Here is a 20315-nt window from a genome sequence, read left to right as displayed (position 1 = left end):
ATGCAAAACCGAACTAGTGCAAACATAATAGGACCTGACCTAAATGAATATAGGGGTACTGTTAATTATAGCTTGCTAGCAACTAAAACTAACTACTGTTATCTGCGTGGTTCAGGGAATGGATCAGGAAGGTTCAGGGAAGATAAAAAATTTGTTGAGTATGTACAGGGCTTAAAAAATGTAGGAATTAAGTCAGGAGCGTACCATTATGCAGTTCCATCCTATGATTTGACTACAGCAGATGCTCAGTGTGATGCTTTTATTAATGTGCTTCAGGAGGCTTATGGACCTGGGAGTTATGGAGATTTATTCCCAGTGATTGACATAGAAGCACCTACAGATAAATCCATTTCAACTGATGCTCTATTAAATTGGGTGGATAGGTTCAGGAAACGCTTTGAACGAAAGACACGTAGAGTTTTAATGCTTTATACAGGTGCATTTTTCATTGAACTCTATAATAACTTCTATCACAGTACAAAAGGATTTATTTTATCTGACATGCCTCTTTGGATAGCTATGTATCCAGAAATAAGCCCTAACCCACCATACCCTAAAGATCAGGGAGGATGGACCAGGTGGAGAATGTGGCAGTATACTGAAAGTGGAACTATAGCAGGGGTAAATCCACCAGTTGACCTAAATTACGGACCTGTTAACTTAGACCTTTTAACACAGCCTAGGGATGTTAGGAATTTTAAAGCTGTGGGCAATGGAAGAAATATCAGAATGACTTGGTCAGCTAATACTGATGTTGATTTAGCTGGATATAATGTATTTATGAATTCTAGTTATATTACTACTTTAGGTAAACATGCAACTTCATATACTATTGAACTAGGGCCACAAGTAGCACCAGTGGAAAGATATGAAGTTGCTATAGAGGCTTTTGATACTGATGGAGATTTTTCACCAAATCGTTCTAAGGCAACTGTAACCTTTACTAAGGGCAGGAATATTGATGAGAAAGAAGAGAGTAATGAAGAGTTTATTCCAATGATTATGACTACTGATGGTGAGGTAAAAGAAGATATTAAAGATATCGTGGAAGAAGCAAGGAGCAATATGGGTATTGGTAATAGTTTAAGGTATATTGATCCGGTAGACAATCTAGAAAGAAAGTTTTTAGGTGAACTTATGGTTCCTTATAGGGAAATGAATCTTGATTCTTCCAGTGATTCAGAAAAAGTGTTATATGATGATTTCGTCGAATCCAACGATGAGTTTGATGATAAACTCTATCTAAAAAAACTAGAGAATGAAATTGCATATAAAAGATATTATAGTGAAGTAAAAGATGACTCTCAGTTGGATTTTTATGATATCCATGAAGATGAGGACGATGACTATGATTATATTTACACTGATAGTTATGGACAAAGATGCAAACATAAATGCAGTTGCACGGAAGATAAGAACCATGATAAGAAGTGTAAAAAAGAGATGTCCAAAGAGGAAGATGATGAAACGTCAGACAGTAAAGAGGACTACAATGATGACAAGGAATTTATTTTTATCAAACCCCAAGATAAGAAAGATGATGGGAAGATAAAATGCGACAGTTGTGGAAATCCTTACGATAGTGATGATAGGAATATTGATTATACAGAAAAAATGAAATTTAAAATGAAGAGTCATCAGAGTTTAAATGAATGTGATTTAAGCTACAAGGACGAGAATAAAAAGGAAGATGAAGGTGATTCACAGAATTCAATCTATAAAGACAGGTATGAGGGCGATAGACGTAGAATAGAGAATAAAGATAGTGATAAAAAGATAAATGTATGCAATGATTGTACTGCAGGTAAGGATAATTGCAACAGCTGTGAATACTTGATTTATGACATGTATTTAAACAATTGCGATTATGGATATAAAAATCATGGTGATAAAAAGAAAAATAAGCATAAATATCATAAAGAAGATAAACATGATAAGAAGAAGAGTAAGCATAAACATCGTTAAAAAGCTGTTTATAAGTAAAACTTTAAGTATTTTCTTAGTATAACTTATAAATAAAAGAAGAAGACCCCTATCCAATAAGGATGGGGGTCAATTTTTATACTTGTTTTGGGTCAGAAGAAATATTCTCGCCTTTAATAGTATACTCAAAAGCATGCTGATTATTTTCTTCGTATTTTTTTATTTCAGGGAATGCTGCATCTTCATGATTGCAAGAACAAGTATCTTCGCATTGACAAGAATTTTCAATGCATTCAGCGTCGGTACATCCGCATCCGCATTCGCAGCTGTCATCTAAAGCATTATCAGTGTCTTCATCATTTAAAGCGTCACAAACAGCTTTTGTACCTTTAGTTGTAACTAAGTCTACTACTTTATCAATGATTACAACAGCACCTACAACTGCTAAAGTATTTGTTATGATTTTCTTTAAATTCATAATATCATTCCTTTCTTACAACTCTCAGTTAGTATATGTCCTAAGAGAAATTTTATGTTGATATATTAATTGAAGCTAATGAAAAACTAGGTAATTGAAGTTTTACTTTGGAAATTTCTAAGTTTTTGCATAATGGCTTCAAGAGTAAACATTTGTGTTTGTAGAATATTTAAATTTCTACCGAAGTTATCATTTTTGAAAATAAGTCTGTTTATAAGTTCTAACTCCTTTGGTGTTAAGGTTTGTTTAAATTCATGCTGTTTATCAAGGGGAATTTTATCATATTCTTTAATAATTTCACAGCAGTATTCCAACAAGTTATTATTTATATAAGTTGCTCTGTTTTTATAATTTTTTTTGCATACCTTGAAACCTATAATTACAATAATAACAAGAATAATTATAGGAAGAAATTCATTCATAATTGGTCTCCTTTTATATAATATTTATTTATAAATGATGTTATAAGTATTTTATTTATTAAATTATTTGAAACAGCATTTTTACTGCAACGGCCATTGCCATGGTTATAAAAATAGGCTTAATAATTTTATTGCCTTTATTAATTGCAAGCCTTGTTCCTATTTTGGCACCTAAAATCATAAGTATGCATACAGGTATTCCTATTAGGTAGTTTATATTTCCACTTAAGGCAAAGGTTACTAAAGCTGAAATGTTACTGACAAAGTTAAGAACTCTTGCATTAGCAGAAGCCTTTAGAAAATTTAATCCTAATATATTTATAAATCCAAATACTAAAAAGGTTCCTGTACCTGGTCCGAAGAAGCCATCGTAAAATCCAAGAGAAAAACCTAAAAGAATAGAAAGAAAAAGATTTTTTTTTGTGAACCCATTAAAATTATCTTCTTCACCTAAGGATTTAGAAAAAAAGGTATAAATACCTATGGCTAAAATCAAAATTAAAACCAAAGGCTGAAGAAAGCTTTCATCAATTAATAGCACTGTTTTTACACCAAGGATAGAACCAATTAAGGTGAAAGGTGCAACAATTTTAAGCAGTTTAAAGTTACAGTTACCTGAACGGATAAAGTTTATAGAGCTGGTTAATGAACCCATAGTGGCAGCAAATTTATTTGTACCTAAAGCTATATGGGTTGGTAACCCAACTATCATATAAGCAGGAACACTAATAATACCTCCACCACCTGCAATTGAATCAACAAAAGCTGCAAAAAAACCAGCAATACATAGAAAAATCAATTTATAAATATCCATTATTCCTCCAAATTTCAGTAATTCTCATGTTATATTATAAGGGTAAAATCGGAAAAAAGAAACCTTTATTACATATTAGTTATTTTTAAGCTTAATTTAAAAATAACTAAAAAGAAATTATACTTTGTCACCATATTGGGATTAAGAATAATTGACACTATCTACTAATTAATTCATAATATAAGGTGTGAAATTTAAGAAAAAGGGGGGAATTGTAGTTGTCAGCTGAAAGAAGGTTAAAAAAAGCTGTAAGTGCAGAAGGAATTATTTTTCTAATATTATTTTTAGGGTTTTTCGTTACCCTTGGAAGTGTTATGGGAATAATTAACATGTTTAATACACTTATGAATACAGCTTTTAGATTATTAATAGACACTGTATTTTATATTATGGGAATTGCAGTATTAGCTGGAGCTATATCAGGATTATTATCAGAATTTGGAGTGGTTGCTTTAATAAACAAACTGCTGTCTCCTTTAATGGGACCAATCTATGATTTGCCAGGTGCTAGTACAATAGGAGTCGTAACTACATATCTTTCAGACAATCCAGCCATATTAACATTAGCAGATGATAAAGGTTTTAGAAGATATTTTAAAAAATATCAACTGCCAGCATTAACTAATTTAGGAACAGCATTTGGAATGGGGCTTATAATTACTACTTACATGATGGGACAGACATCACCATCAGGTGAAAGTTTTATAATACCAGCTATAATAGGAAATATTGGAGCAATTTTAGGCAGTATAGTTAGTACAAGATTAATGCTTAGACATACAAAGAAGTATTACGGGACTGAAGAGTATTGTGTAATGGATGATGGCACAAACTATGACATGCTTAACTATAGAGAGATTAGAGAAGGTTCTGTTGGTTCAAGATTACTTTCAGCAATGCTTGAGGGAGGTACATCTGGAGTTCAAATGGGTATGGCAATAATACCAGGGGTTCTTATAATTTGTACTTTAGTTTTAATGTTAACTAATGGACCATCAGAAGCAGGGGTATATACTGGAGCTGCCTTTGAAGGGGTTGGTATATTACCTTGGATTGGACAAAAGTTAGAGTTTATTCTAAAGCCGTTATTTGGATTCCAAAGTCCAGAGGCAATAGCATTCCCTATAACATCATTAGGAGCAGCAGGAGCAGCAATTAGTTTAGTTCCAGATATGCTTCAGAAGAGTTTAATAGGAGCAAATGAGATTGCAGTATTTACAGCCATGGGAATGTGCTGGAGTGGATACTTAAGTACCCATGTTGCTATGATGGATGGTTTAAAGTGCAGAGAGCTTACCGGTAAGGCAATTATTTCTCATACCTTTGGAGGACTTGTGGCTGGAATTTCAGCTCACTTCTTATATTTATTATTTAATATGATTATATAGGATGATAAGGTCATTCTTATATATGAAGTTAAATATTTTATATGAAGTTTAAATAAAAATTTTAATGAAATAAGAAATATAAAAAGAGATATTCAAGTGCATTTGAATATCTCTTTTTATATTTGTAAAATTGTTGGATTTTTATTTGAAAAGTATATTATTTTCTGCCAGCTCCACCGCCGCGGGAACCACCCCCGCCAAAGCTGCCGCCACCACGTGAGCCTCCACCGAAGTTTCCACCACCACGAGATCCACCTCCGAAGCTGCCGCCACCAAAGCCACCGCGTGAGCTTCCACCAAAGCTGCCACCGCCGAAACCTCCACGAGAACCGCCACTGGAATTTGTACTACTTCTGCCAGCTCCACCACCTCTTGTGGAGCCGCCGCCAAAGGAGCTAGGTCTTGAGTTACTACCGCCAGAACCACCCGTTGGACCACCACCCATTGGTCCCTTAGGACCTCGGTTATTTCTGTTATTATCATGATGATCGTGATGATCATGATGGTCATTATGGTGATGATGTGCCCACCATGGCATGAAGAAAGGTCTTGGTCTTGGTTGTGCATAACCACCACCATAGGTACGTCTTCTACGTCCTCCAAATAAGCCTGTGTAACGAAGGGTGAAGAAGAAGATTAAAAGAAATCCTAAAAATGGTGCAATTACATTACCAACGAAGTTATTATCCTCTTCAAAATAATCTTTATTATAATTATCGTTGTAATTGTTGTTTGAATTGTTATTACTGCCATTTGTAGCTGGCGGCTCAGTTACGTTTGTTCCGTAAATGCCATCAAGTTCATCTAAAAGAGCATTAAAGGTATTTGTAACAGCCTGGTCGTATCTTCCTGCATCAAAATCATCAGCTAAATATTTATTTATTATATTATCTATGGTACTACTGGTTAGGCTGTCAATAAGACCTGAGCCTTGTGTAATCCAAAACTTGCCATCACCTGGTACAAGAAGAAGGAGTATTCCATTATTTTTTTCAGCTGAACCAATTCCCCACTTATCAAATACAGCATAGGAATAGGTTTCTGAATCATAGCCTTCAGGGAGAAAATTTACTGTAAGCACTGCAATCTGTGCTCCAGTGTTTTCGTATAGTATATTATTTTGTTCAACTATATGGTTTTTAACCTCATTTGAAAGGATATTTGCATTATCAGTTACATAAAGAAGATCCGAGGGGTCAGGTATATTGGCTGCTGTTTTTGCTAGAGCTGTGCTGTTAATGGTAAAGACAATGAAGAAGGAGAGCATACAAAGCAATGCCTTCACTGTTCTGGATTGTTTAAACATATTTTACCCCCTTTGAGATTTTAGATAGAAGCTCTGTTAAGTAAGCTGGTCTTAGCCAGATTAAAGATGCACGCTGTGAAAGTTCCATTAACCAAATCAAAGATTTGGAGTGTCACTTTTGTACATTAATAAGGAAACTCCTTCTTAAAAACAGTCGAAGGAGTAAGTTTGCCTTAGCCAAATCAAAGATTTAGAGGCTCACTTAAATAATTCTAATGGTTTGATGAACGTAAGTTTGCTTAAGATATTTGCTGGGAATCCTTCAAGAACGTTGTTGAAGTTCTTGGCATAATCATTATATTTATCATGTTTTATTGTGTCTCCAAAGCTTCTGAAATCTGTGTATATACGAGTAGGATTTTTTGAGAAATTATTGATTAGTTCTTCTTTTTCAGTGATGCCTTGTTTTTCTAGCATTGAATAAAGGGTGAAAACTGCTTCATCTAGAGCCTTATTAGCCTTAGCTTTATCTTGTATTGTTGAAGCGTTTTTTAATTGGTCTCTAGCTGATGTTACTGAAGTTAATACATCAGTGTCTGCTGGAAGATAGGAACTTGATACTGTTACTAAATTCCTTGCAAGCTCAGACCTTTTATCAAGGTCGCTTTGAATGCTGAGGCCATCATTATTAACTCCAGCATAAAAAGTATTTTCAGCTTTACTGGAAAGCTTTGAAAGGGAGTTATGGGAACCAATAAAGGTACCAGCTAGAATCATTATCAGCATAATTAATATTGCTGTTGGTTTATTATTTAATAACTTCATAGGAGCCTCCTAATGTCTTATATCAAGGAGCTTTTTCTTTAATTCTCCTTCTATTTTTTCAATCTCTGCTTCGGCTTCACGACGTTTTTGGCGTCCTTCATCTTGAATTTTAACAACTTCATCTAAGGTAGATATTAAAGTTTCGTTAGTATGTTTTAGAGTTTCAATATCAACAATGCCACGTTCGCTTTCTTTAGCTGTTTCAATGGTAGCCATTTTAAGAGTTTCAGCATTCTTCTTAAGAAGGGAGTTTGTCATATCAGTAACTTCACGCTGAGCAGCTATTGCTTGCTGTGAGTGTGCAACACCAAGGGCAATTACCATTTGGCTTTTCCAAAGAGGAATAGTATTAACTATGGTAGACTGGATTTTTTCTGCCATAAGGGTATCGTTGTTTTGAACTAATCTTATTTGAGGTGCCATTTGAATAGAAATCATTCGAGTTAATTCTAAGTCATGAAGCTTTTTCTCAAAACGGTCACAAAGATTAGCTAAATCATTGGCAGCTTGAGAGTCTTCAGGAAGATTAGAAGCACTAGCCTTCTCTATTAGTTTTGGAAGTTCTGTGGCTCTTACTTGTTGTAATTTTTTCTTTCCTGCAAGAATGTACATGGAAAGCTCTTTAAAGTAAGAGAGATTTAGTTTATACATTTCATCGAGCATGGCAACATCTTTAAGTAATTGGATTTGATGATTCTCCAGTACTGTGGTTATCTTATCTACATTAGTTTCAGCAGAATTATATTTTGTTTTTAAAGAAGACAGATTGTTTCCGGCCTTTTTAAACATACCGAACAACCCCTTAGGTTTTTCTTCAGTTGTAAAACCTTTTAATTCACTAACTAAGTCAGTGATCATATTGCCAACTTCACCTAAATCTTTTGTTTTCACTTTGTTAAGAGCTGATTCTGAAAATCCAGCTATCTTTTTTTGAGAAGCAGCACCATATTGAAGAACCATGTTTGCATTGGTGATGTCAATTTGTTTGGCAAAGTCTTCTACCATTTTCTTTTCCTCAGTGGATAGGGAGTCATCTATTTTAACAGGCTCGGCTTCAACTTTTTCAGGTACAGCAGGAACAGGTTCGTCAAAAGGGGTTAAGGTTAAGCTTGGAGTGTATTCTGAAGAAGCTTTATCCTCCATGTTTTTAAGTTCATCTGACATAAAAAATCCTCCTTTAATTAATTTTCATTGATTTATTTAATATGAAAGCTTGTTTAAACTACTTGGAATCTTTTAAAATTATTTGAAATTATTTTTATTGGTTAAACCTTCTTGAGCCAGCATTCCCTCAAGAACTGTAATATCTGTTGAAATATCAAGTGCTTGGTCTGCAAAAAGATTATCCAACTGCTTTTCAAAAGCATCAGCAATGGTTGAAAGAATACCCTCGATGTTTGAAACTGTTTTATGAATATTATCACCAGAAATAGATTGCTCCTTGAGACTTATATAGGAATTAAGAAGCTTAAGGGCGGTAGGAAGATAATAGTTCATAAATTTTCTTATTTGAGGTGCATCCTTAGGATGCGTTGCAATGTACCTAAAGATTTTATCAGTTGCTTTTTCCATCCTGAATATTTCAGCAGAAAGCTTTGGGTCAGAAATTTTATTATTAGCTTCACGTATTTCCTTTAGATAGGAAATACCATTATTGATAATAGAGTCAACATCTGCATTCCCAGATAAAATAGGCTTTTCCTTAATGGGAACAAGAATTTTCTTTGAAGGTACTAATTTATTAGTTGCAGTAAAGGCAGCTATAGCAAGGATGATAACAATAATAAAGTCATACCATCTATATAAAGGAAAGACAAATCCATAAATCAGCCATATAAGACCTGCTGCATAAAAACCGTAGGGTGGTTTAAAGATTTCTTCTTTCATGTTGTAAGGAATAGAGGAATCTCTATCATGAGAATTGTTCATATAAACACCAGCCTTTTTTATATTTGTATACCTATATTCTAAAGATATTTACAAAATATGTAAATATGTACAAATAAACTTTTAGTATCAATTAAAAGTATTAAGCTAAATATTTTTTTATATACAGGTAAGTTTAAATTATTTAATAATATACGGAAATTAATTTATATTAGGGGAGTAATTTTAAGTTCTGAATATAATATAATATGAGATTAATTGCAGTGGAGGCACTATGGTAGAAGGAAAATATAACTTAATTATGAAAACTCCTAGAGGAAATGAAAAAGGCACTTTGGTAATAATTCAGCGGGGTACATCCATAATGGGGTATTTAACTTATAATGGTACAAATTATAAATTTTCAGGAGGAAGAGCAAAGGAATACGAGTTTGAATTTGAAGGTGAATTCAAATGGTTGTTTATGAGGGTGCCTTACAGGGCAATGGGGCAGGTAATAAAAGATAGGCTCATGGGAACGGTTTATACTAAATTTGGTGATTTTCTTGTGGAAGGAAATAAAGTTTAAGTGATTTAAAATTATTCCCATATTCCTTTTAGGAAGTCAGCTTTAGCTGGCTTAGAAAAGGTTAGGTCTTATTTATAGGAAAAGCTATGATTAAGTTACTAATCATAGCTTTTGTTATTTATCTCCAATTTTTGCATTCAGCACATTGGGTCATATCATTTAGATACAATTTGTTTTCATAGTTGCAGCATAAATCACAGTCCTCAGTATAATAATCAGTTTCCTCATCATAAATTTCATCATTATCTGTGTACTCTGAGTTATGGTTATAATGTGGTTTGTAATTCATTTTTTATTCCTCCTTAAGTGAGAGTCTAAATCTTTGATTTAGTTACTCGAACTTACTCCTTCGAATGTATATGAAAATAAGTTTTCTAATTAAATATTAACTTTATAGTTTCCAGGAATATAAAGTTTATACATTAAATTTAGAAAAAAGAATTTTTAAGTGTCACTTAATAAATTCTATGATTTTGAGAAGAATTTTGTATGGAAAATATATCCACAGATTTATTATAATTAAGTTGTAAACAATAAAAATCGTTTACAGAAACATATAAAATGGAGGGGTATGAATGAAAAAGTTTAAGAAGTTTCTTGCAATTGCTATCTCTGTTATGATGATTGCTGCTTTAGCTGGATGCAGCTCTAATGGAAGTGGTGATGGCGGAAAAGATGCTATTAAAGTAGCAGTATTTTTATACAAATTTGATGATACTTATATTTCAACTGTACGTCAGAGCTTACAATCTATTCAAGAGGAAAACAAGGGGAATGTTACTTTTGAATTCTTTGATGGTAAGGGAGACCAAGCTACTCAAAATGATGCAATAGATACAGCGCTACAAAAAGATTTTGACTTATTAATGGTAAACATAGTTGATATTGGTGCAGGCCAAACAGTAATCGATAAGATTTCTGCTGCAGACAAGCCAGTTATATTCTTTAACAGAGAGCCAAAGACAGAAGAACTTAAGTCTTATGATAAGGCTCGTTTCGTTGGAACAAACGCTAAAGACGCTGGAATATTACAAGGTGAAATTTTAGCTGATATTTGGAATGATAAGAAAGATACAATTGATAAGAATGATGATGGAGTTCTTCAATATGTAATGCTTAAGGGTGAACCAGACAATCCAGAAGCAGTTGCAAGAACAGAGTTCTCAGTTTCAACTTTAAAGGACAAGGATATTAAGGTTGAAGAACTTGGATTACAAGTTTGTAACTGGCAACAAGATTTAGCACAAACAGCTATGGAAGCTTGGTTCTCAAAATATGGTGACAAAATAGAAGCTGTTATAGCTAATAACGATGGAATGGCTCTTGGTGCAGTCGCCGCATTACAAAACCAAGGCTACAATGATGGAAAAGACAAATACATCCATGTTGTAGGTGTTGACGCTACAGAAGCTGCTCAAGATTATATTAATCAAGGTTATATGTCAGGAACAGTTCTTCAAGATGCTCCTGCAATGGCAAAAGCTTTATATGAATGTGCAACAAATATGGCATCAGGAAAAGATGCTGTCGATGGAACATCATACAAATATGATGACACTGGTATAGCAGTTCGTATTCCTTATGCTCCATTTATAAAGAAATAAAAGATAATTAATTTTAAACTGCATGGTGAGGTATCATCATGCAGTTTAATAAAATAAGTAGAAGCGTGGTGAAGTTATTTATGGGAGATTCAAAATATGTACTTGAAATGATTGATATATGCAAGAGTTTTCCAGGTGTTCAGGCCCTTGATAAAGCTCAATTAAAGGTAGAGCCAGGCACTGTCCATGCACTTATGGGTGAGAATGGTGCAGGGAAGTCCACATTAATGAAATGCTTATTTGGTGTTTATATTGAAGATAGCGGTGAGATTTTTGTTGATGGACAGAAGGTAAAGTTTTTAAATCCAAAGCAAGCTATGGATAGTGGGGTTGCTATGGTTCATCAGGAATTAAATCAAGTTCTTCAAAGAGATGTTATGGATAATATATGGCTTGGAAGATATCCTGGAAAGGGTGGAGTAGTAAGTGAAAAGGCTATGTATGAGGAGACAAAAAAGGTTTTCGATGAATTAGAGATAGATGTAAACCCTAGAGTTAAGATGGCTAAGCTGTCCGTATCACAAAGACAGATGGTTGAAATTGCAAAGGCTGTATCTTATAAAGCTAAGATACTTGTACTGGATGAACCGACATCCTCATTAACAGAAGAAGAAGTTAACCATCTATTTAAAATAATAAATAAACTTAGAAAACAAGGCTGTGCTATTATATATATTTCTCATAAGATGGAGGAGATTCTTAGAATCTCAGATCACGTAACGGTTATGCGTGACGGTAAGTGGATTGATACAAAACCAGCGTCAGAGCTTACTACTGGTAAAATAATTAAGCTTATGGTTGGAAGAGATTTAGTTAATAGATTTCCACCTAAGACTAATGAGCCAGGAGAGGTAATTCTAGAGGTAAAGAATTTAACTGGGATGTACCAGCCCTCAGTAATAGATGCATCTTTTGAACTTCGTAAGGGAGAAATCCTTGGAGTTGCAGGATTGGTTGGTTCAAGAAGAACAGAACTTTTAGAAACTATCTTTGGTATTGCTCACAAAAGCCAAGGTGAAATCATTCTTCATGATAAAAAGGTGAATAATAAAAACTCCAGAGCTGCCATAAAAAATGGGTTTGCACTTTTAACAGAAGAGAGAAGAGCTACAGGAGTTTTCTTAAAGGCAAACATTAAGGAAAATGCAACTATTGCTAATATAGACGGTTATTGTAAGATGGGAGTTTTAGATAATAAAAAAATTGAAGAGGATACAGATTGGGTTATAAAAAGCATGAATGTAAAAACCCCAAGTAAGAAGACTCTTATTGCCAGTCTTTCAGGCGGAAATCAGCAGAAGGTTATCATAGGAAGATGGCTTTTAACAAAACCAGAGATTCTTTTACTTGATGAGCCAACAAGAGGTATTGACGTTGGAGCGAAGTATGAGATATATCAGCTTATTATTGAACTGGCTAAGAAGGGTAAGGGTGTTATTATGGTATCTTCTGAGATGCCGGAGCTCCTTGGAATTTGTGATCGAATTCTTGTTATGTCAAACGGAAGGGTTGCTGGTATTGAGGATACAAAAGATTTAGATCAGGAAATAATTATGGCCTTAGCAGCCAAATATATTTAGGATTGAGGTGCAGTTATGGAACCGGTAAAGATTGAAAAAGCTAATTCTCCTAAATTTAATAAGGAGTTTTTTAAGAGTTTTTTATTAAATTATGCTTTATATATTGTTTTATTTATAATGATTATTTTCTTTATTGTTAAGGATCCAACATTCCTTTCATTTAAGAACTTAACAAATATCTTAACACAGGCTTCAACTAGAGGAATCTTAGCACTTGGAGTTGCAGGTCTAATTGTATTACAGGGAACAGACCTTTCTGCTGGTCGTATTTTAGGCTTAACAGCAGTTATTTCAGCATCACTTTTACAGTCTGCTACATATGCTTCAAGGATGTATCCAAATCTTCCAGTCTTGCCACTGGTTGTACCTCTTTTGGCGGCAATATTTATTGGAGCTATATTTGGTGCCATCAATGGATTTGGAGTAGCTAAGCTAAAGCTCCATGCATTCATTATAACCCTTGGAACCCAGCTTATAGCTTATGGGGCTACTTGTCTTTATATCGACAGGCCACCACTAGGAGCTCAGCCAATTGCAAACTTAGATACACGATATAGAGACTTTGTAAATGGTTCTATATCACTAGGACCTATTGATATTCCATATCTTATTATTTATCTTGCTATAATAGCTTTAATAATGTGGTTTGTATGGAATAAGACTACCCTTGGTAAAAATATGTTTGCTATTGGAGGAAATCTAGAGGCAGCAGCAGTATCAGGAGTTAACGTTGTAAAAAATATAATGATAATCTTCATAATTTCAGGTGTTTTATACGGTATAGCAGGATTCTTAGAGGCTGCTAGAGCAGGCTCCACAAGCACTGCAACGGGCTTTAACTACGAGCTGGATGCCATATCAGCCTGCGTTGTAGGGGGAGTATCCTTCAGTGGTGGAGTTGGAACAATACCGGGAGTTTTAATTGGAGCAGTTTTATTACAGGTTATTAACTACGGACTTAACTTCATTGGAGTAAACTCTTACTGGCAGTTTATTATTAGAGGATTAATTATTATAATAGCTGTTTCCTTAGACGTAAGAAAATATTTAGCTAAGAAGTAATTTTTAATTTAATGAGGAGTGTTATTATGGATAATAACAACATTGAGGAAGTTCAGGTTATTAAGGAGCAAAAGCCAACCATGAGGGATAACTTATATGGTAATCTTGATGTATCTGTTAAGACCATGGATAAGGTTATTTTAGGGCTCTTTAGCTGTCTTATTATTGCAATAGTCATAGGTGTTATAATGTAATAAATGAAACCAGCAATTTTAAAAATTGCTGGTTTTTGTTTTGTTAATATATAATAATTAATCTTTTATATTAAAGGCCTTTAAACATTCTTTATATTTCTTTTCACGGTAGAACCATTTTGAGGTTTGAAGAAGTAAGATAACAATTGACATTGATAAGGATTCGAATAATACAGAAGTTGTAGAATAAAGTGAAGTAACAGAATTAAGGATTAAATCTAAAATGATAAAAATAACAATATAAGATAATATATTTCTTAAAAAGTATCGGCCAAAGCCCTTTTCCCTTGTTTTCTTCCAACTTTGTAGTTGATCTTCATTCATAGTAAGACCTCCCATCACTTAATTAAATAAAAGTAATATGTCTAAACTAATATATTTATAATTAAATTATAACATTTTGAGAAGCGATAAGTTTAAAGATTAGAACGCAAATTAAGAATAGTTTCGACGGAGGTGTCAAATTAGTTTTAGCCTTTATAAGCAATACAAAATATAAGATTTAAAGGCTGATATGTTTCATGGAAAGTTCCAGAACTTATCGGTTTTTATAGCTTTACTGTGATTTTTGAAAGTATAATTATTTATAAATAGAGAGATATGAAGCAAAAAAAGCGAGTTTAAAAGGAAAATAAAAAATGAAATATGTAAAATATAAACAAAAAAATGAAAATATGATAAAATTATAGATATATTGAGAAGATTTAAATAATTTTTGATTATTAGGAGCTTGATATTTATTTAAGGATAGAGGTGATAAAGGTATGGATTTATATAAGGTAATGGTAGTGGATGATGAGGATGAAATAAGACTAGGTATTATTAAAAAGATTAATTGGGAAGCACTAGGCTTTAAGGTTATTGGTGATGGAGAAAATGGCAAAGATGCTTTAGAGAAAGTGGAAAAGCTACAGCCGGATATTGTGCTTACAGATATAAAGATGCCCTTTATGGATGGGTTGGAGCTGGTGGAGGAGCTAGGAAAGGTTATGCCTAGTACCAGAGTTGTGATATTTTCAGGAGCAGATGATTTTGAATATGCCCATAAAGCTATCAAGCTAAATGTGGTGGAGTATATCTTAAAGCCTATAAATTCCATAGAATTAACGGATATTTTGAAAAGATTAAAGGAAAAGCTTGATAAGGAATATGAGGAGAAAAGAAATTTGGAAACCCTTTATAACCATTATATCGAATCACTGCCTGTGCTTAGAGAGCAGTTTTTAGTTAGTGCCATAGAGGGCAGAGTTACAAGAGATATGTGGCTGACAAAGTGTAAGAAGCTTGGGATAGATTTGGTGGGTAATTTTTATGCTGTAGCAATTATACAGGGAGAAGCTAGTGGAAAAGATAAAAGAGGGCAGGAGGTAATTAGACCAAGTGAAGATCATCTTATTCCAATTTCCGTAAAGAATACGGTGGATGAAACCATGTGTAATTACTGCAACTTTGTAAGTTTTGTTTATTCAGATTGTGTAATTGTTCTTGGAGCCTTTAAGGATAAAAAAGAAATTATGAAGTTCATACAAGGGATAAATGAAATTTGTACAAGCTATGAGAAAATTATGGGAATAGGTTTATCAGCAGGAGTTGGAAGATGTTATGAAGAGCCAACCTCCATAAGATTTTCCTACAGAGCTGCAGAAAGTGCTTTGGATTATAAGCTTATTATAGGTGGTGGAAAAGCTATTTATATTGAGGATGTGGAGCCGGAAAGCAGAGTGCAGCTACAGTTTGATGAACAGCAGGAAACAGCAATGCTCAATGCCATTAAGGTGAGTTCTGAGGATAATATTAAAAAGGTATTAAGAGAAGTCATTGGAAGCTTTGAGGATTTAGTCCTTCCCTTTAATCAATACAGAATTTATTTAATGGAGATTACCACCTCCATATTAAAGTTAGTGCAAACATATAATTTAAATATGGATGAAATTTTCGGTGACAATTTTAACTGTTACAGCTATCTGGACAGTTTTAATTCTTTGGAGGATATAAAGAATTGGTTTATTGATGTAGCCTTAAAGGTTAATAAATTAATAAAAAAAGAAAGAATAAATTCTTCGAAGATTTTGGTGGAAAAAGCAAAGGATTATGTGAAGAAAAACTATAATGATAATGATATGTCTGTGGAAAAGCTGTGTTCCCAGCTTCATGTAAGTCCCGCATATTTTTCAACAATATTTAAAAAGGAAACGGACATGAACTTTGTAAATTATCTTACGGAAGTGAGACTTGAAGAAGCAGTTAAGCTTTTAAATACCACAGATGATAAGACTTATGTGGTGGCAACTAAGGTTGGATATGCTGAGCCTAATTATTTTAGTTATGTATTTAAAAGAAAGTTTGGAGTATCTCCTTCGCGATATAGGAAGAATTGATAGGGCATGATTTCTTTCAGCCGTAAAAGAGTTAAAGATTTTAAGGATTATTATAAAAACTTAAGCATTCAGCATATCATTTCAATTTCCTTTACAGCTGTTGCCATGGTGGGAATATTATTGGTGGGGATATCATTACATTTAAGATATACCAATTCAGCTAAGGAGATGGCTTCAGAAAACAATAGAGCAGTTTTAGAGCAGGTTAATATGAATCTTGATTCTTATCTTAGAAATATGATGAAGGTTTCAGATTCTATGTATTATAGGGTTATTAAGAAAACAGATTTGTCAAAGGCTGATATAAACTATGAACTGGGGCTGCTTTACGAGGCAAACAAAGACTATATTGTTGGGATAACTTTGTTTTCAGAGGGGGGGAAGGTGGTTGATGGGTATCCTTTAACCCAGCTTAAAAAGTCAGTGGATCCAAGGGATACACAGTGGTTTTCAGATGCGGTAAACCGAAAGGAGAACCTTCACTTTTCTACTCCTCATGTGCAGAATTTATTTGTTGATCCAACTTTTAATTATCACTGGGTTGTATCCTTAAGCAGAAGTGTGGAACTGATTTTTGAGGGAGCAATTGAATCAGGGGTACTCCTTGTTGATATGAACTTTAGAGGCATTGAGCAGATTTGTAAAAATGCAAATGTGGGTAAGGATGGCTATGTATATTTAATTGACAGTGATGGGGAGCTCATATATCACCCAAGGCAGCAGCTTATATATTCAAATCTTATAGAAGAAAATAATACTAAAGTAGCCACCTTTGAAGATGGAGTTACAGTGGATGAACTAAAGGGTGAAAAAAGATTGGTGACTGTTAAAACCGTTGGTTATACAGGCTGGAAGATTGTAGGGGTTACCCCAATGAAATCACTGACAGCAGGATATTATGAAACCAGGGTATTTGTAATATTTATAATGATATTTGCTCTATTTATTCTCATATCATTAAATATGTTCATAGCTTCCAGAATAACTAATCCAATCAGAGCGTTGGAAAGGTCCGTGAAAAAACTTGAGAATGGAGTAAAGGATGTGGATATTTCCATCAGTGGTTCCTATGAGGTACAGCATCTTGGGAAGGCTATAAAATCAATGGTTAACCAGATGCATATTCTTATGGATAATATTGTTCTTGAGCAGGAGGAAAAGAGAAAGAGTGAATTAAATGCACTTCAGGCACAGATAAATCCTCACTTCTTATACAACACTCTGGACTCAATTATATGGATGATTGAGAATGAAAGCTATGAAGGGGCCATAATAATGGTCACAGCACTTGCAAGATTCTTTAGGATAAGCCTTAGTAAGGGGAAAAATATAATTACTGTTGCAATGGAATTAGAGCATGTAAAAAATTATTTAACTATACAAGAAATAAGATATAAAAACAAGTTTACTTATACCATAGAAGCCGAGGAAGCAACCATTAATCTAGCCTCCTTGAAGCTTATTGTACAGCCATTAATTGAAAATGCTATTTATCATGGTATGGAATTCATGGGAGGAGATGGCGAAATTGAAGTAAAGGCTTATATAAAAGATAATGACCTTTATATCGATGTCATAGATAATGGCATGGGGATGGAACAGGAAGAAGCAGATGAACTCTTAACAGGAGAAAACAAATCAAAAGGTAAGGGCTCAGGAGTTGGCTTAAGAAATGTTCACGATAGAATTCAGCTTTATTTTGGCAGGAAGTATGGCCTTAAAATAATAAGTGAACCGGATGAGGGGGTTATTATTCATATCCATATGCCGTGCATAGATATTAATGATGTTCAGAAAATGGAGGGATTAAAGTGAAGAGAGTGAGGAAAAAATGGATTTTCTTTTGTCTTCTTTCCATTTTCATTTTAGCTTCCCTGGTGTTAATAAGTGATACCATTAAGACTGGTAAAAAAGTTGAAATATATGATATCTCTGTTATCGTCAGGGGTAAAAATAGTGAAAGCTGGATGATTATGAGGGAAGGCATGGAGCAGGCATCCTCAGAGATGAATGTTAATTTTTCCTTCATTACTTTGAGTGAAGATAACAGCGTTGAAGAACAGAAAGGTCTAATTGACAGAGAAATTAACAATGGGGTAGATGGAATTATTGTGGCACCGGCAGATTATAGGTCAATGAAAAAATACATTGAAGAAGCTTCTAAGATGATTCCAATTGTTCAAATTGAATCTAAGGTTGAAAGTAAGATGGACATACCATATATATCCTGTAATAATTACAGACTTGGGAAGACACTTGCTAGTGAAATTACAATGAAATCCAAGGAAAAGCAGAGAATAATAATTGTTAAAAACAATATAGACTGCAGCAGTATATATGAAAGATACTTGGGGTTCATTGATGAAATGATGAAGACAGAAAACACCGTCAGCTTTTGGCAGCTTTCTAATAATGAGGAGGAAGCATATGAAGAGGCAAAGAGGCTCATGGAGAATAATGTGATGGATGTATTAGTTACCTTCGAGCCTTCAATCCTGGAGGTTTTGGGAAAAAGCAAGAAGGATATAAGCAGTGAAAGGCAGGAGGAGCTGAAGATAGCAGTTCATGGAGCTGGATCCACCAATAAAATAATCTCTTATTTAGAAGAAGGAGTGATTAACTCTACAGCCATGCAAAATGAGTTTAGTGTGGGCTATTTAGGGGTTAAAACTCTGGTAGATTTACTAAAGGGAAATCCAGTAGAAAGCAGTGAAATATATTCAACAATTATTAATGGAAATAATATGTATTCCAAGGAAAATCAAAGATTATTGTTTCCATTCATTAAATAATTATAGATTTTACATTCAGCACTTTAAATTAAATAGGGGGAATCATGAATAGGGTAAAAAAAGGAGCACTTTTTCTTGTGACACTTTCATTTTTACTGGGACTAACATCCTGTGGGAATAAAATAAATGAAGAAACCAAGGAAATTAAGATAGGGGTGACCCTTTATAAGGGGAATGATACCTTTATTAATGATATACGAAAGGAGATTGAAGCACTTGTCAAAAATAAGGAGGAAGCAGAGGTCTGTAAGATAACTATAGATTTTGTGGACGCTAATGGAAGTGTTATCAATCAAGGAAATCAGATTGATAGGTTTATTAGCAGAGAATATGATGTGATCTGCGTAAATCTAGTGGACAGAACGGCTGCAGCTACTATTATTGATAAAGCTAAGGATGCAGATATTCCTTTAGTGTTTTTTAACAGGGAGCCTGTTGAAGAGGATATGAACAGATGGAATAAGCTTTATTATGTGGGAGCCCAGGCAGAGCAGTCAGCAAGAATGCAGGGGAATATTGTTATTAAAGCCTTTGAAACAGACAAATCAGCTGTAGATAAAAATGGAGATGGAAAGCTTCAGTATGTAATTTTGGAAGGGGAGCTTGGACATCAAGATGCTGCTATAAGAACAGAGTACTGTGTGAAATCTGTCATGGAAAGAGGATTTGAGCTGGAAAGGCTGGCGGATGAAAGTGCCAATTGGCAGTCGGATCAAGGCAATGAGAAAATGACAAACTGGATAAAGGAATTTGGAAATTCCATTGAGGTTGTTTTCAGCAACAATGATGAAATGGCTTTAGGGGCTGTATATGCCCTGAAGACGGCACAGGTACCAAAAGAGCATTGGCCAGTTGTTGTGGGTGTAGATGGCATAAATGAAGCCTTAGAAGCAGTTAAGGATGGAACTATGGAAGGAACAGTATTGAGTGATACACAGGTGCAAGCCACCAATATAGTTAATATTGCTTATGCCTTGGCAATAGGTCAAAGCTTGGAAGAGGTCTCACCCATAAGAAATGGAAAATATGTTTTAGTACCTCATAAGGAGATTACAAAAGAAAATATTGATGATTTTATTAAAAGGCCAAAAATAAAAGAAATTAAATAATAAAAGAGGGATTAAATTTAATCCCTCTTTTATATTTTCCGGCAC

Annotated in this window: 19 protein-coding genes and 1 pseudogene; 11 read left to right on the top strand and 9 right to left on the bottom strand. The window is 34.1% G+C overall.

The window, feature by feature from the left end:
* Positions 1-936, top strand: a pseudogene (locus tag BN1075_RS22135) (GH25 family lysozyme); the annotation flags it as partial.
* 1123 nt (positions 937-2059) lie between these two features.
* On the opposite strand, the gene BN1075_RS09650 reads toward BN1075_RS22135, so the two are convergent.
* The 3 genes from BN1075_RS09650 to BN1075_RS09640 form a co-directional block, all read right to left on the bottom strand.
* The gene (locus tag BN1075_RS09650; protein WP_040192959.1) at positions 2060-2401 is read right to left on the bottom strand and encodes a hypothetical protein; all 342 of its coding nucleotides are present in this window, start codon (positions 2399-2401) and stop codon (positions 2060-2062) included.
* Positions 2402-2487: 86 nt separating this feature from the next.
* Positions 2488-2823 (bottom strand): hypothetical protein, encoded by a 336-nt coding sequence (locus BN1075_RS09645; RefSeq protein WP_040192958.1) that lies wholly within the window; start codon positions 2821-2823, stop codon positions 2488-2490.
* Positions 2824-2881: 58 nt separating this feature from the next.
* Positions 2882-3637 carry a TSUP family transporter gene (locus BN1075_RS09640; protein ID WP_040192957.1) on the bottom strand — a complete coding sequence of 252 codons (756 nt, stop codon included), beginning with the start codon at positions 3635-3637 and terminating at the stop codon, positions 2882-2884.
* Positions 3638-3855: 218 nt separating this feature from the next.
* Between BN1075_RS09640 and BN1075_RS09635 the strand changes: the two genes are divergently transcribed.
* Positions 3856-5025: a CD0519/CD1768 family membrane protein gene (locus BN1075_RS09635; protein WP_040192956.1), complete on the top strand. Its 1170-nt coding sequence runs from the start codon at positions 3856-3858 to the stop codon at positions 5023-5025.
* 157 nt (positions 5026-5182) lie between these two features.
* Here the strand turns inward: BN1075_RS09635 and BN1075_RS09630 are convergent, their stop codons facing one another.
* The 4 genes from BN1075_RS09630 to BN1075_RS09615 form a co-directional block, all read right to left on the bottom strand.
* A complete protein-coding gene (locus tag BN1075_RS09630; protein ID WP_040192955.1) occupies positions 5183-6331 on the bottom strand; it encodes a TPM domain-containing protein in 1149 nt (382 codons plus the stop codon).
* A gap of 198 nt (positions 6332-6529) precedes the next feature.
* The gene (locus tag BN1075_RS09625) at positions 6530-7096 is read right to left on the bottom strand and encodes a LemA family protein (RefSeq protein WP_040192954.1); all 567 of its coding nucleotides are present in this window, start codon (positions 7094-7096) and stop codon (positions 6530-6532) included.
* 9 nt (positions 7097-7105) lie between these two features.
* Positions 7106-8260 (bottom strand): toxic anion resistance protein, encoded by a 1155-nt coding sequence (locus BN1075_RS09620; RefSeq protein ID WP_040192953.1) that lies wholly within the window; start codon positions 8258-8260, stop codon positions 7106-7108.
* A 78-nt stretch (positions 8261-8338) separates the two neighbouring features.
* Complete coding sequence (locus BN1075_RS09615) at positions 8339-9025, bottom strand: 5-bromo-4-chloroindolyl phosphate hydrolysis family protein (protein ID WP_052406496.1); 687 nt, start codon at positions 9023-9025, stop codon at positions 8339-8341.
* Between the two features lie 232 nt (positions 9026-9257).
* Between BN1075_RS09615 and BN1075_RS09610 the strand changes: the two genes are divergently transcribed.
* Positions 9258-9551 (top strand): hypothetical protein, encoded by a 294-nt coding sequence (locus BN1075_RS09610; RefSeq protein WP_040192952.1) that lies wholly within the window; start codon positions 9258-9260, stop codon positions 9549-9551.
* A 118-nt stretch (positions 9552-9669) separates the two neighbouring features.
* Here BN1075_RS09610 and BN1075_RS21570 read toward each other — a convergent pair whose 3' ends face one another.
* On the bottom strand, positions 9670-9840 hold the full coding sequence (locus BN1075_RS21570) for a hypothetical protein (RefSeq protein WP_156132787.1): 171 nt from the start codon (positions 9838-9840) through the stop codon (positions 9670-9672).
* Between the two features lie 286 nt (positions 9841-10126).
* On the opposite strand from BN1075_RS21570, the gene BN1075_RS09605 reads away from it, so the two are divergent.
* The 4 genes from BN1075_RS09605 (at position 10127) to BN1075_RS21920 (ending at position 13991) form a co-directional block, all read left to right on the top strand.
* Positions 10127-11155 carry a galactose ABC transporter substrate-binding protein gene (locus tag BN1075_RS09605; RefSeq protein ID WP_040192951.1) on the top strand — a complete coding sequence of 343 codons (1029 nt, stop codon included), beginning with the start codon at positions 10127-10129 and terminating at the stop codon, positions 11153-11155.
* Positions 11156-11235: 80 nt separating this feature from the next.
* A complete protein-coding gene (gene mglA, locus BN1075_RS09600) occupies positions 11236-12735 on the top strand; it encodes a galactose/methyl galactoside ABC transporter ATP-binding protein MglA (protein WP_040193508.1) in 1500 nt (499 codons plus the stop codon).
* 15 nt (positions 12736-12750) lie between these two features.
* Positions 12751-13797 (top strand): galactose/methyl galactoside ABC transporter permease MglC, encoded by a 1047-nt coding sequence (mglC, locus tag BN1075_RS09595; protein ID WP_042387189.1) that lies wholly within the window; start codon positions 12751-12753, stop codon positions 13795-13797.
* Positions 13798-13823: 26 nt separating this feature from the next.
* Positions 13824-13991 (top strand): hypothetical protein, encoded by a 168-nt coding sequence (locus BN1075_RS21920; RefSeq protein WP_197072295.1) that lies wholly within the window; start codon positions 13824-13826, stop codon positions 13989-13991.
* Between the two features lie 57 nt (positions 13992-14048).
* On the opposite strand, the gene BN1075_RS09590 is transcribed toward BN1075_RS21920, so the two are convergent.
* A complete protein-coding gene (locus BN1075_RS09590; protein ID WP_040192950.1) occupies positions 14049-14315 on the bottom strand; it encodes a hypothetical protein in 267 nt (88 codons plus the stop codon).
* A gap of 440 nt (positions 14316-14755) precedes the next feature.
* On the opposite strand from BN1075_RS09590, the gene BN1075_RS09585 reads away from it, so the two are divergent.
* The 4 genes from BN1075_RS09585 to BN1075_RS09570 are packed head-to-tail and all read left to right on the top strand — an operon-like array spanning position 14756 to position 20270.
* Positions 14756-16369: a response regulator gene (locus BN1075_RS09585; RefSeq protein WP_040192949.1), complete on the top strand. Its 1614-nt coding sequence runs from the start codon at positions 14756-14758 to the stop codon at positions 16367-16369.
* 6 nt (positions 16370-16375) lie between these two features.
* Positions 16376-18184: a sensor histidine kinase gene (locus BN1075_RS09580; protein WP_040192948.1), complete on the top strand. Its 1809-nt coding sequence runs from the start codon at positions 16376-16378 to the stop codon at positions 18182-18184.
* Positions 18181-19161, top strand: a complete 981-nt coding sequence (locus BN1075_RS09575; RefSeq protein ID WP_040192946.1) for a substrate-binding domain-containing protein — start codon at positions 18181-18183, stop codon at positions 19159-19161. Before BN1075_RS09580 ends, BN1075_RS09575 begins: the two co-directional genes overlap by 4 nt.
* A gap of 44 nt (positions 19162-19205) precedes the next feature.
* Positions 19206-20270, top strand: coding sequence for a galactose ABC transporter substrate-binding protein (locus tag BN1075_RS09570; RefSeq protein ID WP_040192945.1), 1065 nt, complete (start codon positions 19206-19208; stop codon positions 20268-20270).
* Positions 20271-20315 lie beyond the last annotated feature (45 nt).

The sequence above is a fragment of the Clostridium culturomicium genome, from assembly GCF_000821305.1.
GTDB lineage: Bacteria > Bacillota > Clostridia > Clostridiales > Clostridiaceae > Clostridium_J > Clostridium_J culturomicium.
Note: the sequence above shows the minus strand (reverse complement) of the source record. Positions and strands in the feature narration are given on the sequence as shown.

Excerpts from the sequence above, each read along its gene's own strand:
- BN1075_RS09625 (WP_040192954.1), bottom strand. The coding sequence starts at position 7,096 with ATGAAGTTATTAAATAATAAACCAACAGCAATATTAATTATGCTGATA.
- BN1075_RS09630 (WP_040192955.1), bottom strand. The coding sequence starts at position 6,331 with ATGTTTAAACAATCCAGAACAGTGAAGGCATTGCTTTGTATGCTCTCC.
- BN1075_RS09580 (WP_040192948.1), top strand. The coding sequence starts at position 16,376 with ATGATTTCTTTCAGCCGTAAAAGAGTTAAAGATTTTAAGGATTATTAT.
- mglC (WP_042387189.1), top strand. The coding sequence starts at position 12,751 with ATGGAACCGGTAAAGATTGAAAAAGCTAATTCTCCTAAATTTAATAAG.
- BN1075_RS09650 (WP_040192959.1), bottom strand. The coding sequence starts at position 2,401 with ATGAATTTAAAGAAAATCATAACAAATACTTTAGCAGTTGTAGGTGCT.
- BN1075_RS09620 (WP_040192953.1), bottom strand. The coding sequence starts at position 8,260 with ATGTCAGATGAACTTAAAAACATGGAGGATAAAGCTTCTTCAGAATAC.
- BN1075_RS09615 (WP_052406496.1), bottom strand. The coding sequence starts at position 9,025 with ATGAACAATTCTCATGATAGAGATTCCTCTATTCCTTACAACATGAAA.
- BN1075_RS09585 (WP_040192949.1), top strand. The coding sequence starts at position 14,756 with ATGGATTTATATAAGGTAATGGTAGTGGATGATGAGGATGAAATAAGA.
- BN1075_RS09605 (WP_040192951.1), top strand. The coding sequence starts at position 10,127 with ATGAAAAAGTTTAAGAAGTTTCTTGCAATTGCTATCTCTGTTATGATG.
- BN1075_RS09640 (WP_040192957.1), bottom strand. The coding sequence starts at position 3,637 with ATGGATATTTATAAATTGATTTTTCTATGTATTGCTGGTTTTTTTGCA.
- BN1075_RS09645 (WP_040192958.1), bottom strand. The coding sequence starts at position 2,823 with ATGAATGAATTTCTTCCTATAATTATTCTTGTTATTATTGTAATTATA.
- BN1075_RS21920 (WP_197072295.1), top strand. The coding sequence starts at position 13,824 with ATGGATAATAACAACATTGAGGAAGTTCAGGTTATTAAGGAGCAAAAG.
- BN1075_RS09590 (WP_040192950.1), bottom strand. The coding sequence starts at position 14,315 with ATGAATGAAGATCAACTACAAAGTTGGAAGAAAACAAGGGAAAAGGGC.
- BN1075_RS09570 (WP_040192945.1), top strand. The coding sequence starts at position 19,206 with ATGAATAGGGTAAAAAAAGGAGCACTTTTTCTTGTGACACTTTCATTT.
- BN1075_RS21570 (WP_156132787.1), bottom strand. The coding sequence starts at position 9,840 with ATGAATTACAAACCACATTATAACCATAACTCAGAGTACACAGATAAT.
- mglA (WP_040193508.1), top strand. The coding sequence starts at position 11,236 with ATGGGAGATTCAAAATATGTACTTGAAATGATTGATATATGCAAGAGT.
- BN1075_RS09610 (WP_040192952.1), top strand. The coding sequence starts at position 9,258 with ATGGTAGAAGGAAAATATAACTTAATTATGAAAACTCCTAGAGGAAAT.